This is a genomic window from Pseudomonas sp. NPDC007930, assembly GCF_042958985.1.
GTDB lineage: Bacteria > Pseudomonadota > Gammaproteobacteria > Pseudomonadales > Pseudomonadaceae > Aquipseudomonas.
The window spans coordinates 794,379-807,762 of record NZ_JBIBKC010000001.1; the positions used below are offsets into that span (position 1 = coordinate 794,379).

The window sequence follows — 13,384 nt, forward strand, 5'->3', positions numbered from 1 at the left end:
CTCGCACTGCCGCGCTAAGGCCGGCAGGTTTCCCAACTGGTTTGGATCGACAATGACTGCTTTAGCACGCCGCCTCGCAGGCCTGCTGGCCGGCACGGTTTGCCTGCCCTTGGCCGTATTCGCCGCAGAGCCCCAGCCCACCACCGAATTCACCTTGGCCAACGGCCTGAAGGTCGTGGTGCGCGAAGACCACCGCGCCCCGATTGCCGTCTCGCAGGTCTGGTACAAAGTGGGCTCCAGCTACGAAACGCCCGGCCAGACCGGCCTCTCCCACGCCCTGGAACACATGATGTTCAAGGGCAGCAGCAAACTCGGCCCGGGCGAAGCCTCGCGCGTGCTGCGTGACCTCGGCGCGGAAGAAAACGCCTTCACCAGCGATGACTACACCGCGTTCTACCAGGTGCTGGCCAAAGACCGCCTGCCAGTGGCCTTCGAGCTGGAGGCCGACCGCATGGCCACCCTCGCCCTGCCGGCCGACGAGTTCACCCGTGAAATCGAAGTCATCAAGGAAGAGCGGCGCCTGCGCACCGACGACAAACCGTCGCAAAAGGCTTTCGAGATCTTCAAGGCGGCGGCCTACCCGGCCAGCGGTTACCACACCCCGACCATCGGCTGGATGGCCGACCTCGAGCGCATGAAGATCGACGAACTGCGCCACTGGTACCAGGCCTGGTATACCCCCAACAACGCTACCTTGGTGGTGGTCGGCGATGTTCAACCCGAGGCGGTGAAGGCCCTGGCCGAACAGTGGTTCGGCGGCATCCCGCGGCGCGACACGCCACCGGCCAAGTTGCCGCTGGAACTGGCCGCGCCCGGCGAACGGCTGCTGACCCTGCATGTGCGCACGCAACTGCCGACCCTGATGATGGGCTTCAACGTGCCGAGCCTGGCCACCGCCCAGGAACCACGCACCGCCCAGGCCCTGCGCCTGATCGTCGCCCTGCTCGACGGCGGCTACAGCGCGCGGATGTCGACCCAACTGGAACGCGGCCAGGAGCTGGTCGCCGGCGCCTCCGCCAGCTACGACGCGTTCAACCGCGGCGACAGCCTGTTTACCTTGAGCGCCACGCCCAACGGGCAGAAGCACAAAACCCTGGCCGACGTCGAAAAGGGCATCTGGCAGTTGCTCGATGAACTCAAGGCCAAGCCGCCGACCCCGCAAGAGCTGGAACGGGTGCGTGCTCAACTGATCGCCAGCCTGGTGTACCAGCGCGACTCGATCAGCAGCCAGGCCATCAGCATTGGCCGGCTTGAAACCGTGGGCCTGTCGTGGAAGCTGATCGACAGCGAGGTCGATGACCTGCAAAAGGTCACCCCGCAAGACATCCAGCAAGCCGCCAGCACCTACTTCACCCGCGACCGCCTGACCACTGCCCACGTACTGCCCCTGGAGGCTGCCCATGACTAAGCCCACCCTGCGCGCGGCCCTGGGCCTGCTGGCACTGGCGGTCGGCGGCCAGGCCGTTGCCGCCGAGGGCAACAGCGCACCTTCCAAGCTCGAAACCCTCGCCCAGGTGAGCCAGGCCGCGCCGGCGCACCGCGAGCTGAACATCCAGCGCTGGAACACCGCCAACGGCTCGCGGGTACTGTTCGTCGAGGCCCACGAGCTGCCGATGTTCGACCTGCGCCTGACCTTCGCCGCCGGCAGCAGCCAAGACGGCAAAACCCCCGGCCTGGGCCTGATGACCAACGCCATGCTCAACGAGGGCGTGGCCGGCAAGGATGTACAAGCCATCGCCCAGGGCTTCGAAGGCCTGGGCGCGGACTTCGGCAATGGCTCGTACAAAGACATGGCCACTGCCACCCTGCGCAGCCTGTCGGCCGCCGACAAACGCGAGCCGGCGGTGCAGTTGTTCAGCGAAGTGGTCGGCCACCCGACCTTCCCCGCCGCCTCGCTGGCGCGGATCAAGAACCAACTGCTCGCCAGCTTCGAGTTCCGCAAGCAAAACCCAGGGTTTCTCGCCAGCCAGGCGTTCGCGCAAAAGCTCTACGGCGACCACCCCTACGCCCACAGCAGCGACGGCGACGCCAAGAGCATCCAGGGCCTGACCCTCGAGCAACTGCGGGCCTTCCATAAGCGCGCCTATGCCGCCGGCAACGCGGTGATCGCCCTGGTCGGCGACCTGAGCCCCGAGCAGGCCCACGCCATCGCCGAGCAGGTCTCCAACGCGCTGCCCAAGGGCCCGGCGCTGCCAGCCATGGCCGAGCCGAAGGCGCCGGTGGCCGGTGTCACGCACATCGAGTTCCCGTCGAAGCAAACCCACTTGCTGCTCGGCGAACTGGGCATCCAGCGCAACGACCCAGACTTCGCCGCCCTGACCATGGGCGCGCAAATCCTCGGCGGCGGCAGCTTCGGCACCCGCCTGATGAGCGAAGTGCGGGAAAAACGCGGCCTCACCTACGGCGTGTACGCCGGCTTCACCGCGATGCAGGCCAAGGGGCCGTTCACCATCAGCCTGCAAACCCGCGCCGAGCTGAGCGAGGGCACTTTAGGGCTGGTGAAGCAGATCGTTGCCGACTTCCTCGCCAGCGGCCCGACCCAGCAGGAACTCGATAACGCCAAGCGGGAACTGGCGGGCAGCTTCCCGTTGTCCAATGCCAGTAACGCGGCCATCGCCGGGCAACTGGGGGCGATGGGCTTCTATAACCTGCCGCCGAGCTTCCTCGAAGACTTCATGCAGCAATCGCAGGCCCTGACGGTCGAGCAAGTGCGCGAGGCCATGAGCAAGCACCTGGCCGCCGACCAACTGGTGGTGGTCACAGTCGGGCCCAGCGTGCCGCAACTGCCGCTGCCAGCACCTTCAGCCACGCCTACCGAGCAACCACTCGGCGTACCGGAGCACTGACACATGCCAGCAGCCAAACCCCGGCCCGGCACGGGCACCGGGCAATTGCGCATCATCGGCGGCGAGTGGCGCAGCCGCCGCCTGAGCTTCCCCGAAGCCCCTGGCCTGCGGCCTACCCCTGACCGGGTGCGCGAAACCCTGTTCAACTGGCTCGCGCCTTACGTAGAAGGCGCGCGGGTGCTCGACCCGTTCGCCGGCAGCGGCGCGTTGTACCTCGAAGCGCTGTCGCGCGGCGCGGCCATGGGCCTGGCGCTGGATGCCAACGCCGCGGCCATCGCCAGCCTGCGGCAGAACCTCGACCTGCTCAAATGCGCCACCGGCCAGTTGATGCAAAGCGACGCGCTGCGCTACCTCGAGCACCAGACCCCGCACCTGTTCGACCTGGTGTTCCTCGACCCGCCCTTCCACCAGAACCTGCTGCAAGGCACCTGCGAGTTGCTCGAGCGCAACGGCTGGCTGGCCGAAGGCGCGTGGATCTACACCGAGAGCGAAAGCGTGCCTTCGAGCCTGGGCCTGCCGCCAGGCTGGCGCCTGCACCGAGAAAAGCAAGCCGGGCAGGTGCACTACGCACTGTGGCAGCGCGGGCACTGACCCTCAGCATGGCCGCCCCGCCGTTTCGCCCGGCCCTGGGGCTGGGCAACGCCCACCTGCAAACCCTGTGGGGGCCGTTGTGGCGGCGCATGCCGCCGATGGCGCGGCAGCGTGAGCGGGTGTGGCTGGCCGACGGCGACTTCATCGACCTCGACTGGTGCGGCCCGCACAGCGCCAGCGGCCCACTGGTGCTGGTGCTGCACGGCCTGACCGGCTCATCGAACTCCCCCTACGTGGCCGGCCTGCAGGCCGCCCTCACCGCCCAGGGCTGGGCCAGCGTGGCGGTGAACTGGCGCGGCTGCTCGGGCGAGCCCAACCTGCTGGCGCGCAGCTACCACTCCGGCGCCAGCGAAGACCTCGCCGAAATCATCGCCTTGCTCGCAGCCAAACGCCCAATGGCGCCGCTGTACGCGGTGGGCTACTCGCTGGGTGGCAATATCCTGCTCAAGTACCTGGGCGAAACTGCCGCGGCCTGCCCGTTGCAAGGCGCGGTGGCGGTGTCGGTGCCGTTTCGCCTCGACCAGTGCGCCGACCGCATCGGCCTGGGGTTTTCACGGGTATACCAACGGCACTTCATGCGCGAGATGCTCGGCTACCTGGCCCACAAGCAGCAGCGCCTGAAGCAGGAGGGCCGCAGCGAGCACCTGGCCACCTTGCAGGCGCTTGGCCCGCTGCGGGGCATTCGCAACTTCTGGCAGTTCGACGGCAAGGTCACCGCGCCCCTGCATGGCTTCACCAGCGCGGCGGACTACTACCGCCGCGCCTCCAGCCGCTACTACCTGGGCAGCATTGCCCGGCCAACGCTGTTGATCCAGGCCGAAGACGACCCTTTCGTATTCCGCCACAGCCTGCCAACGGCCGACGAGCTACCGGCCTGCGTGCACTTCGAGCGGCATGCCGGCGGCGGCCACGTGGGTTTTATCGAGGGCAGCCTGCGCCACCCGGCCTATTACCTTGAGCGGCGCATTCCGCAATGGCTGCTGGCTCAGCTGCCGGTGGCCACGGCCCGCTGAGGGTCGGTGATCCACTCGCTCCAGGAGCCGGCGTACAGCCGCGCTAGCGGCAGGCCAGCCAGGCACAGGGCGAACAGGTTGTGGCATGCGGTCACGCCCGACCCGCAATAGGCCACCAGTTGTTCCGCAGGGCGGCCGGCCAGCACACGGTCAAAGCGCTCGCGCAACTGGCCAGCGGGCAAGAAGTGCCCATCGGCGCCCAGGTTTTCAGTGAACGCCGCGCACTGCGCCCCGGGAATATGCCCGGCCACCGGGTCGATGGGCTCCTGCTCGCCGCGAAAGCGGGCCTCGCTGCGGGCATCGATCAACGTCATGCCCGGCTCGGCCAGGCCGGCCTGCAATTGTTGGGCGGTGACCACCAGCGTGTTGTCGGGCTTGCCAGAGAAGTGCCCCTGGGCACTGCGCGGCGCATCCAGGCTCAGCGGCAGCCCGGCCTGGTGCCAGGCCTTCAGGCCGCCGTCGAGCAGGTACACGCCGTTGCGCTTGCCCAACCATGCCAACAGCCACCAGGCGCGGGCCGCGAACGCCCCCGGGCCGTCGTCGTACAGCACCACGTCGCTGTCGGCATTCAGGCCGCAGGCCTGCAGGCGCTCGAGCAGGTGGCCCGGGGTGGGCAATGGGTGCCGCCCGGTCACGCCCTTGACCACCTTGCTCGACAGGTCGCGCTCGAGGTCGGCGAAATGCGCGCCCTCGATGTGCCCCAGGTTATAGCTGCGGCGGCCGTAGTCTGGGTCTTCAAGGGCGAAGCGGCAGTCGAGCACCACCAGTTTGGGTTGGCCTAGGCGGGCGAACAGTTCGGCCGGCGTGATCAGTTGTGCGATGGGCATGGCAGGTACGGTTCCATGAAATGCTGGGTTGATCGGCGGCCGAAGCGGAAGTTCCGGCTCAGCCTGCTCCTTGATCGTTATGCATCATAAGCGGTGCGCTGAATTCGCCCAGTAGACTTTCGACACCCGGGCGCCAGGCCGGCTGCACAAAGCCACTGACCAGGCTCAATACTTGGAAGCAGCCCTGCCGCACCACATCGGCCGCCGGCAGCGGCACTGCCTGGCCGGTCGAGCAATAGCGCACCCAGCCGGTGAGCACGATCCACAGGTTCAGCGCCAGGGCTTCGCCTTGCCGGGGGCTGAGCGCCAGCACCCCGTCACGGCTGAACCCTTCGATCAGCTTGCGGCCGTGAATCAGGCATTGATGGGAGAACACCCGGTAGCGGCTGGCCAACGAGGCGTCGGCGTCGAGCAGGTGTTCGAGGTCTCGGTAAAAGAAGCGAAACTCCCACATGCGTTCGAGCAGGGCCGCCACGTATGCCTGCAACGCTTCTGGGGAATAGCCGCCCGGGGCTTGCCAGGCCAGGCTTTCGCGCACCGCGGCCTGGTAGCGGTCGAACAGCACCGCGACGATCTGTTGTTTATTGGCAAAGTGGTAGTACAGGTTACCGGGGGAAATTTCGAGGTGCGCGGCGATGTGATTGGTGCTCACCGCCCGTTCGCCCTGGTCATTGAACAGCCGCAGGCTGGCCTGGACGATACGCTCTGGGGTTTTCATGCCGTGCGGCACCTGTGTCATGCTTTTGTAACGGCTAGTTTAGCCATGCCGGTGCTGGGGCGGAAGCCACCGGGCCCACGCCCTTGGCCGGTGCCAACTGCTACGCTACCATGCGACTCCCCAAACGGCTCACAGCAGGACGACGCGATGAACCGAGTGTTGTACCCCGGCACCTTCGACCCGATCACCAAAGGCCACGGCGATCTGGTCGAACGCGCTTCGCGGCTGTTCGACACGGTGGTGATCGCCGTCGCCGCCAGCCCGAAGAAGAACCCGCTGTTCCCGCTCGAGCAACGGGTGGCCTTGGCCAAAGAGGTGACCAAACACCTGCCCAACGTCGAAGTGGTGGGGTTTTCTACGCTGTTGGCGCAATTCGCCCAGGAGCAAGGCGCGAACGTGCTGCTGCGCGGCCTGCGCGCGGTGTCGGACTTCGAATATGAATTCCAGTTGGCGAACATGAACAAGCAACTGGCGCCAGACATCGAAAGCCTGTTCCTCACCCCGTCGGAGCGTTACTCGTTCATCTCGTCCACCCTGGTGCGTGAAATCGCCAACCTGGGCGGAGACATCACCAAATTCGTGCACCCCGCGGTGGCCGACGCCCTCAAGGCCCGCTTCCAGGGCTGAGCAACGGGCGTGCAAGGCACGCCACAATGGGGCAAAATGGCCGGCATCTGTTTGTTGATGCCCGGGCCATACGCCCCGGGCTGGAGCCCGCATGTCCCTGATCATCACCGACGACTGCATCAACTGCGACGTCTGCGAACCCGAGTGCCCGAACGCCGCGATTTCCCAGGGTGAAGAAATCTACGTGATCGACCCTAACCTCTGCACCCAATGCGTAGGGCACTACGACGAGCCCCAATGCCAGCAGGTATGCCCGGTAGACTGCATCCCGCTGGATGAAGCCCACCCGGAAACCGAAGAGCAACTGATGGAGAAGTACCGGCGCATTACCGGCAAGGCTTAACGGCCCTTGTTGTAACCGCTATCGGTACAGCCCAGGCAGCGCACGAACGCAGCCTTGCCCGGGTCGACCACCAACGCCTTGCCCGCCGCGCCCATGTTGCCGCCCGCGGCCGTGAACGGTAACGACACCACGAACAGGCCGGCACCGACTACCGTCGCGGCAATCAGCAACGGCCTGGCCACCAGCAGGTCGCCAATCATCGCGAACGCCGGTGGGTTCTGCACCTGGAAGTTCGGGTCGCCACTGGCGCCCCCGGTGGGGCGGCTTTCACTGTCAAAATCGGCCCAAGCGGGCATGGCCTGGGCACCCACGCCCAGGGCGAGCGCCAGGGATAACGCGCGAAACGGCTTCATGGCACGGTCCTTCTGCTGTGCAGATACTTCAAAGGGTGCTTTCAACTATACCAGCGGCACGCGCGTTGTCAGTGTCGTGCCGGTGGCCGAGATGTATTCATTTTTGACACGCGCCGCAGTAAACACTGGCCCGCTGGCCCAGGCGCACCTCGCGCAGGGCTTTACCACAGAGTTTGCAGGGCTCCCCGCCGCGGCCATAGGCGAACAACTCCTGCTGAAAATAACCGGGCTGGCCATCGCCGCCGATGAAGTCACGCAGGGTGGTGCCGCCCCGCTCGATGGCGTTGGCCAGGATGCGCTTGATCTCCACCGCCAGGCGCAGGTAGCGCGCGCGGGAGATACCACCCGCCTCGCGGCGCGGGTCGATACCGGCGGCGAACAGGGCCTCGGTCGCATAGATGTTACCCACGCCCACCACCACGGCGTTGTCCATGATGAACGGCTTGACCGCCATCACCCGCCCGCGCGACAGCTGGAACAGCCGCTCGCCGTCGAACAGGTCGGTCAGTGGCTCTGGCCCCAGGCTGGCGAGCAGCTCATGGGCATGAGGGTCGGTGCTCCAGAGCATCGCGCCGAAACGGCGGGGGTCGGTGTAGCGCAGCGTGAGGCCGGTCTCCAGCTCGATGTCGACGTGTTCGTGCTTGAGCGCCTCCTGCCCGGCCGGCACCAGCCGCAGGTTGCCAGACATCCCCAAATGGCAGATCAGCGTGCCCACCTCGGCGTTGATCAGCAGGTACTTGGCCCGCCGCTGCACGCTGACGATGCGCTGGCCCGACAAGCGCACGTCGAGGTCTTCGGGGATGGGCCAGCGCAACCGGCGGTTGCGCACGATCACCCGGCTAACGCGCTGCCCTTCGAGGTGGGGCGCGATGCCCCGGCGCGTGGTTTCGACTTCTGGTAGTTCAGGCATGCTAGGTAAAGCCTTCAGCGGGTGCCGAGTTCGCGGATGGTTTCGGCCAGGTTATCGAAGTCATACTCGCTCAGGCCCACGTAATCGAGCACCAGCGGGCCCACCACGTTCCATTCGTGGTCCGCGCGTTGGTTGCCGATCACCCGATAGGCGGCGCAGATGTGCTCGGCCATCTTCAGGATCGACAGCAGGTTTTTCAAGGGCGCCTGGCTGCTGGAGCCGTCGCTGAAGATCGCCAACGCATTGTGGTGGTTGGCAATGGCGTTGCACAGGTGCTCGGGCAGGCGCCACGAGCGGGCCGTGTAATAGCCCACCACGGCGTGGTTGGTGTTGAACTGCTGGTTTTCGGTGTCGACGATGCGGGTATCGGGGCCGGCCTGGCCATAGGCGCGTTCGAGCACGCCCATGTACTCAGGGAAGCGTTTGAGCATCAATGGCACGCCGCAATCATGGAACAGGCCGAGGGCGTAGGCTTCATCGACCGCTTGCGAACCGACCCGCTTGGCCAGGGTGGCGCAGGTATTGGCCACGTCTTGGGCGGTGTCCCAGAAACGGTTGAGGATGACGATAGTTTCATCGCTCATCTCGCCCTTGATCGACTGCGCGTTGATCAGGTTGATCACCGAGCGCACGCCGAGGAGGTCTACAGCGCGCTGGATCGAGGCGATGCGGTTGCTGAGCCCGTAGTGCGGCGAGTTGATGATCTTGAGCAGGGCGCCGGACAAACCTGGGTCTTGGGCGATCAGCCTGGCGATGGTGGCCAGGTCTGGATCGGGCATGTACTGCTCCATCTGCAGGTCGACCATGATTTGCGGCTGCGGCGGCACACTGATGCCTTGCAGGGCGTGTTCGATCTGCTCAGCGGTTAACTCGAGGGACATGACTACGGGCTCCAAATGCTCGGCACAGTGTACCCCGTTGCCAGCCGCTTGGTGAGCACCGGTGGGAGGCTACAGGGGTTGCGTAGCGGTTCGAGGGCCCTTCGCCCGGCTGTGCCGGGCGATTTACGCTATCATGGCCGTTTTGCCCGGAAGCCCCCCATGCCCTTGCCCAGCCTTCGCCTCAAAGCCAACGCCGACCGCCGCCTGCGCGCCGGCCACCTGTGGGTATACAGCAACGAGGTCGATGTGGCGGTCACCCCGCTGCAGGGGTTCGCGGCGGGCGCCCAGGCGGTGCTCGAAGCCGCCGGCGGCAAGCCGCTGGGCATCGTGGCGATGAGCCCGAACAACCTGATCTGCGCCCGGGTGGTGTCACGCGACCCCAAGCTGGCGCTGGACAAATCCCTGCTGGTGCACCGTATCAACGTGGCCTTGTCACTGCGCGAGCGGTTGTTCGACAAACCCTTCTACCGCCTGGTGTATGGCGACTCCGACCTGCTGCCGGGCCTGGTCGTCGACCGCTTCGGCGACCACCTGGTGGTGCAACTGGCCTCCGCCACCATGGAAGCGCTGAAGGATGACGTGCAGGCCGCCCTGGTGCAGGTGCTGCAGCCCCGCGGCATTCTGTTCAAGAACGACTCCGCCGCCCGCGACGCCGAAGGCTTGCAGCGCTATGTCGAAACCGGCTTCGGCGTGGTGCCGGAGTGGGTGCCGCTGGAAGAAAACGGCGTGAAGTTCGAAGCGCCCGTGCTCGAAGGGCAGAAAACCGGCTGGTTCTACGACCACCGCATGAACCGTGCGCGCCTGGCGCCCTACGTGAAGGGCAAGCGGGTACTCGACCTGTTCAGCTACATCGGCGGCTGGGGCGTGCAGGCCGGCGCCTTTGGCGCCAGCGAAGTGTTCTGCGTCGACGCCTCGGCCTTTGCCCTCGATGGCGTTGAGCGCAACGCCACCCTCAATGGCATCGCCGAGAAGGTCACCTGCGTGGAAGGCGACGCCTTCGAAGCCCTGCGCGAGCTGAAGGCCGCCGAAGAACGCTTCGACGTGATCATCGCCGACCCACCCGCGTTCATCAAACGCAAGAAAGACCTGAAAAACGGCGAGGCCGCCTACCGCCGCCTGAACGAGCAAGCCATGCGCCTGCTCGCCCGCGACGGCATTCTGGTCAGCGCGTCGTGCTCGATGCACCTGCCAGAAGACGACCTGCAGAACATCCTGCTGACCAGCGCCCGCCACCTGGACCGCAACATCCAGCTGCTCGAGCGCGGCGGCCAGGGCCCGGACCACCCGGTGCACCCGGCCATCGCCGAAACCCGCTACATCAAGAGCCTGACGGTGCGCCTGCTGCCCAACAGCTAAGCACCCGGTTAAAGCTCGAGCACCTGGCTGGCGATCCCGAAGTACACCAGCACCCCCGCGGCATCGGCGATCGACGTGATCAACGGGCCGCTGGCGGTGGCTGGGTCCAGCTTCAGGCGGCTGAAGGCGAACGGCAGGCTCATGCCGATCAGGCTACCGACCAGTACGATCACCAGCATGCTGCTGGCCACGATCACGGCGATGTCGGTACCCCCCCGCACCAGCCCCAAGGTCGAGACCGCTAGCGCCATGGTGCAGCCCAGCGCCAGCGCCACCGCGCATTCGCGGCGCAACAACCCGAGCCAATCGCGCAGCACCACTTCGCCAGTGGCCAGGGCCCGGACCATCAGCGTCGCCGACTGCGCCCCGGCATTGCCGCCGCTGTCTACCAGCAGCGGCAGGAAGAATACCAACGCGATGTTCGAGGCGATCACGTCTTCGAAGGCGGCGATGCCCGCGCCGGAAAACAGGTTGCCAAACACCAGCAGCACCAACCAGAACACCCGTTTGCGGTACAGCAGGCTGACGCTGGCGGTTTTCAGGTTGCCGATGTGCTGGGCGATGCTCGCGCCCTTGTGGAAATCTTCGGTGGCATGCTCCACCACCACGTCCATGGCGTCGTCGCAGGTAACGATCCCCACCAGGCGGGCCTGGGCATCGACGATGGGCAAGGCGAGCAGGTCGTAGTCGCTGATCAGCCGTGCCACCTCTTCGGCAGGCGTGTCGACGCGGGCGTGCACCACCGGGGTGACCATCAGGTTCTCCAGGGCCTCGGCCTCGGGCGCGAGGATCAGTTGGCGCAGCGACAGGGTGCCGAGCAGGCGCCGCTCGCCGTCGAGGATGTAGTTCTGGTAGATGGTTTCAGCCTCGCCCGCCTGGCCGCGCAGCACGCCAATGGCTTCGGCGGCGCTGAGCTGGGCGGGCAGCCAGGAGTATTCGCTGGTCATCAACGCGCCAGCGGTGCCTTCCTGATAGCTGCACAGGCGCAGTACGTCGTCTCGCTCAGCCTGGGCCAACGCCGGCAACAGGCGCTGGCGCAGGGCCTCATCGACATGGTTGAGCAAGTCGGCGCGCTCGTCGGCGGCCAGGGCCTGGAGCAGCTCGCCCAGCGCCGGGGGCGGCAACGCCTTAACCAGCGCGGCCTGCCGCGCCAACGGCAAATAGCCAAACACCTGGGCACGCTTAGGCGGCTCCAGGCTTTCGAGCGCCTGGTTCATGTAGGCCAGGTCGCCCACGCCTTCGAGATAGCGCGCCATGTCGACGGCCAGCAGGCTGGCGGCCCGAATACGGGCTTCGTCATTGACAGGCGCCAAAGACACGGGGGCACGGCGGTAGAGAGGGGTTTGCATGTCACGCACTCCGGGCAGCGGCCACCCGGCTGTACGCGGGGCTCAGCGGGTGGCGAAGATCAAAAGAGAAATGGGACTGGGGGTGTCCATCAAATTAGGAATCCATAGGGCCGCACATGCGGCGCGGGCATAATAGAGAGGCCCGGAGGGCCAGGCTAGCGAGGTGAAACGATTAAGGGACTTTTCCTACAAAGGATTACCGGCCCAGGCCAGCGGTCGCGCGGGGCGCCCGTTACGCTTCTGATTTTGGTAAAGTTTCCTACAGGTCCCTAGGAATCGGCTGCTAGCGCAGTCACGAAGCGGCCGCCTACGCTGCACTCCCTTCCAGCCAGCCCGTAGTCCTTCATGAGCCCTCGCAAACGAAACGCCACGCTGTTCCTGATCCTCACCCTCGTCGTGCTCGGCGCCCTGCCCATCGACCTGCTGCTGCCGGCGCTGCCGGCGATGGCCGCGCAGTTCAACCTGCCGCTGGCGCACATCGCCGGGGTGGCCAGCCTGTACGCCCTCGGCGTGGCCGCGGCGCAGCCGTGCATTGGCCCATTGGCCAGCCGCTGGGGGCGCAAGCCGGTGCTGGTCACCGGGCTGGCGTTGTCGGGGGTGGCCGCCGCCAGCGTGGTGCTGATCGACCACGGCTGGGCCTTGCTGGCGCTGCGCGCGGTGCAGGGCTTTGGCTGTGGCAGCCTGGTGCTGGTGCATGGCCTGCTCGAAGGGCGCGACGTGCGCAGCCAGCGGGCGCTGGCGGTACTGGTGCTGGTTGGGGCGCTGGTGATCGCCGTGGCGCCGCTGGTGGGTGAAGCCCTGCAGCAGCAGTTCGGTTGGCAGGCCGTGTTCCTGGCGTATGAGTTCCTGGTGCTGTTCGCCATCGGCCTGATGATCGGCGTGCTCGACGAAGAGCCCGCCCAGGCCCAGGGCCACAGCAGCTTCGCCAGCTACCGCGAAGCCCTGCGCCAGCCCGGCCTGCGGGGTTATTCGCTGCTGGCGGCGCTGGCCTTCGCCTGCCACTTCGCTGCGCTGGTGTGCCTGCCGGTGGTCGGCACGCTTCACTATGGCCTGGGCAGCGCCCAGGTGGCGCAAATCCTCCTGGCCTACGGCGTGGCCGCCCTCGCCAGCGAGGGCATCGCCGGCTGGCTCGGGCAGCGCTTGAGCGCCAACAACCAGATCCGCGTGGGCCTGGGCCTGACCGCCATGGCCGCGGCGGTGCTGGCCTTGGCGCTGCGCGAGGCCAGCTTGCTGTGGTGCCTTGCCCCGCTGTTGGCCAGCACCCTGGGCACTGGCCTGGTGCGCGGCGCGGCCACCGCCCAGGCGCTGGACTTCGCGCCCAACCGGCCAGCGGCCAAGGCACTGGGCAATACCCTGACCTTCGCCTGCGCCGGGCTGCTGAGCCTGCTCACCCTGCTGGCCGAACCGGATGTGCGGGTCGGCCTGCTGGTGTTGTTCGTGGCCGTGACCCTCGTCAGCTCGCTGCTGCTGGCCGCGGTGACCGAAACCCAGGCCGCCGAGCGTGACGCGGTCAACCTTTAATCTTTCGCGGCGTTCACTCCCCCCGCAGCCGGTGTAGAATCGGCAGATT

Annotated in this window: 13 protein-coding genes and 1 pseudogene; 8 read left to right on the top strand and 6 right to left on the bottom strand. The window is 66.6% G+C overall.

Annotated elements, in window-relative coordinates; genetic code table 11:
• Positions 1 to 52: 52 nt before the first annotated feature.
• The 4 genes and pseudogenes from ACFZCE_RS03620 (at position 53) to ACFZCE_RS03635 (ending at position 4,450) form a co-directional block, all read left to right on the top strand.
• On the top strand, positions 53 to 1,408 hold the full coding sequence (locus tag ACFZCE_RS03620) for an insulinase family protein (protein WP_390936146.1): 1,356 nt from the start codon (positions 53 to 55) through the stop codon (positions 1,406 to 1,408).
• Entirely contained in the window at positions 1,401 to 2,846 is a 1,446-nt protein-coding gene (locus ACFZCE_RS03625) for an insulinase family protein (RefSeq protein WP_390936148.1), read from the top strand. The genes ACFZCE_RS03620 and ACFZCE_RS03625 overlap by 8 nt, the downstream gene beginning before the upstream one ends.
• A pseudogene (gene rsmD / locus ACFZCE_RS03630) lies at positions 2,843 to 3,437 on the top strand (16S rRNA (guanine(966)-N(2))-methyltransferase RsmD). Before ACFZCE_RS03625 ends, rsmD begins: the two are co-directional and overlap by 4 nt.
• Positions 3,438 to 3,445: 8 nt before the next feature.
• The gene (locus tag ACFZCE_RS03635; RefSeq protein ID WP_390936149.1) at positions 3,446 to 4,450 is read left to right on the top strand and encodes a hydrolase; all 1,005 of its coding nucleotides are present in this window, start codon (positions 3,446 to 3,448) and stop codon (positions 4,448 to 4,450) included.
• Here the strand turns inward: ACFZCE_RS03635 and ACFZCE_RS03640 are convergent.
• Both ACFZCE_RS03640 and ACFZCE_RS03645 read right to left on the bottom strand, forming a co-directional pair.
• Positions 4,423 to 5,277 (bottom strand): rhodanese-like domain-containing protein, encoded by an 855-nt coding sequence (locus ACFZCE_RS03640; RefSeq protein ID WP_390936151.1) that lies wholly within the window; start codon positions 5,275 to 5,277, stop codon positions 4,423 to 4,425. The two genes, ACFZCE_RS03635 and ACFZCE_RS03640, sit on opposite strands and share 28 nt — an antisense overlap.
• 58 nt (positions 5,278 to 5,335) lie before the next feature.
• Positions 5,336 to 5,995, bottom strand: a complete 660-nt coding sequence (locus ACFZCE_RS03645) for a TetR/AcrR family transcriptional regulator (protein ID WP_390936153.1) — start codon at positions 5,993 to 5,995, stop codon at positions 5,336 to 5,338.
• Positions 5,996 to 6,142: 147 nt separating this feature from the next.
• On the opposite strand from ACFZCE_RS03645, the gene coaD reads away from it, so the two are divergent.
• Positions 6,143 to 6,622: a pantetheine-phosphate adenylyltransferase gene (coaD, locus tag ACFZCE_RS03650; protein ID WP_390936155.1), complete on the top strand. Its 480-nt coding sequence runs from the start codon at positions 6,143 to 6,145 to the stop codon at positions 6,620 to 6,622.
• A gap of 91 nt (positions 6,623 to 6,713) precedes the next feature.
• Complete coding sequence (locus tag ACFZCE_RS03655; protein ID WP_010222176.1) at positions 6,714 to 6,965, top strand: YfhL family 4Fe-4S dicluster ferredoxin; 252 nt, start codon at positions 6,714 to 6,716, stop codon at positions 6,963 to 6,965.
• On the opposite strand, the gene ACFZCE_RS03660 is transcribed toward ACFZCE_RS03655, so the two are convergent.
• The 3 genes from ACFZCE_RS03660 to ACFZCE_RS03670 all read right to left on the bottom strand — a co-directional run bounded on the left by ACFZCE_RS03660 (position 6,962) and on the right by ACFZCE_RS03670 (position 9,055).
• Positions 6,962 to 7,318, bottom strand: a complete 357-nt coding sequence (locus ACFZCE_RS03660; RefSeq protein WP_390936157.1) for a multidrug transporter — start codon at positions 7,316 to 7,318, stop codon at positions 6,962 to 6,964. The genes ACFZCE_RS03655 and ACFZCE_RS03660 overlap by 4 nt on opposite strands.
• Before the next feature lie 97 nt (positions 7,319 to 7,415).
• Complete coding sequence (gene mutM / locus ACFZCE_RS03665) at positions 7,416 to 8,228, bottom strand: bifunctional DNA-formamidopyrimidine glycosylase/DNA-(apurinic or apyrimidinic site) lyase (protein WP_390936159.1); 813 nt, start codon at positions 8,226 to 8,228, stop codon at positions 7,416 to 7,418.
• 14 nt (positions 8,229 to 8,242) lie between these two features.
• Positions 8,243 to 9,055 carry an HDOD domain-containing protein gene (locus tag ACFZCE_RS03670; protein WP_390936447.1) on the bottom strand — a complete coding sequence of 271 codons (813 nt, stop codon included), beginning with the start codon at positions 9,053 to 9,055 and terminating at the stop codon, positions 8,243 to 8,245.
• A 213-nt stretch (positions 9,056 to 9,268) separates the two neighbouring features.
• Here ACFZCE_RS03670 and ACFZCE_RS03675 point away from each other — a divergent pair, with 213 nt between their 5' ends.
• Positions 9,269 to 10,465, top strand: a complete 1,197-nt coding sequence (locus ACFZCE_RS03675; RefSeq protein WP_390936161.1) for a class I SAM-dependent methyltransferase — start codon at positions 9,269 to 9,271, stop codon at positions 10,463 to 10,465.
• Positions 10,466 to 10,473: 8 nt separating this feature from the next.
• Here ACFZCE_RS03675 and mgtE read toward each other — a convergent pair whose 3' ends face one another.
• Positions 10,474 to 11,814 carry a magnesium transporter gene (mgtE, locus tag ACFZCE_RS03680; protein WP_390936163.1) on the bottom strand — a complete coding sequence of 447 codons (1,341 nt, stop codon included), beginning with the start codon at positions 11,812 to 11,814 and terminating at the stop codon, positions 10,474 to 10,476.
• Between the two features lie 345 nt (positions 11,815 to 12,159).
• Between mgtE and ACFZCE_RS03685 the strand changes: the two genes are divergently transcribed.
• The gene (locus tag ACFZCE_RS03685; RefSeq protein WP_390936165.1) at positions 12,160 to 13,335 is read left to right on the top strand and encodes an MFS transporter; all 1,176 of its coding nucleotides are present in this window, start codon (positions 12,160 to 12,162) and stop codon (positions 13,333 to 13,335) included.
• Positions 13,336 to 13,384 lie beyond the last annotated feature (49 nt).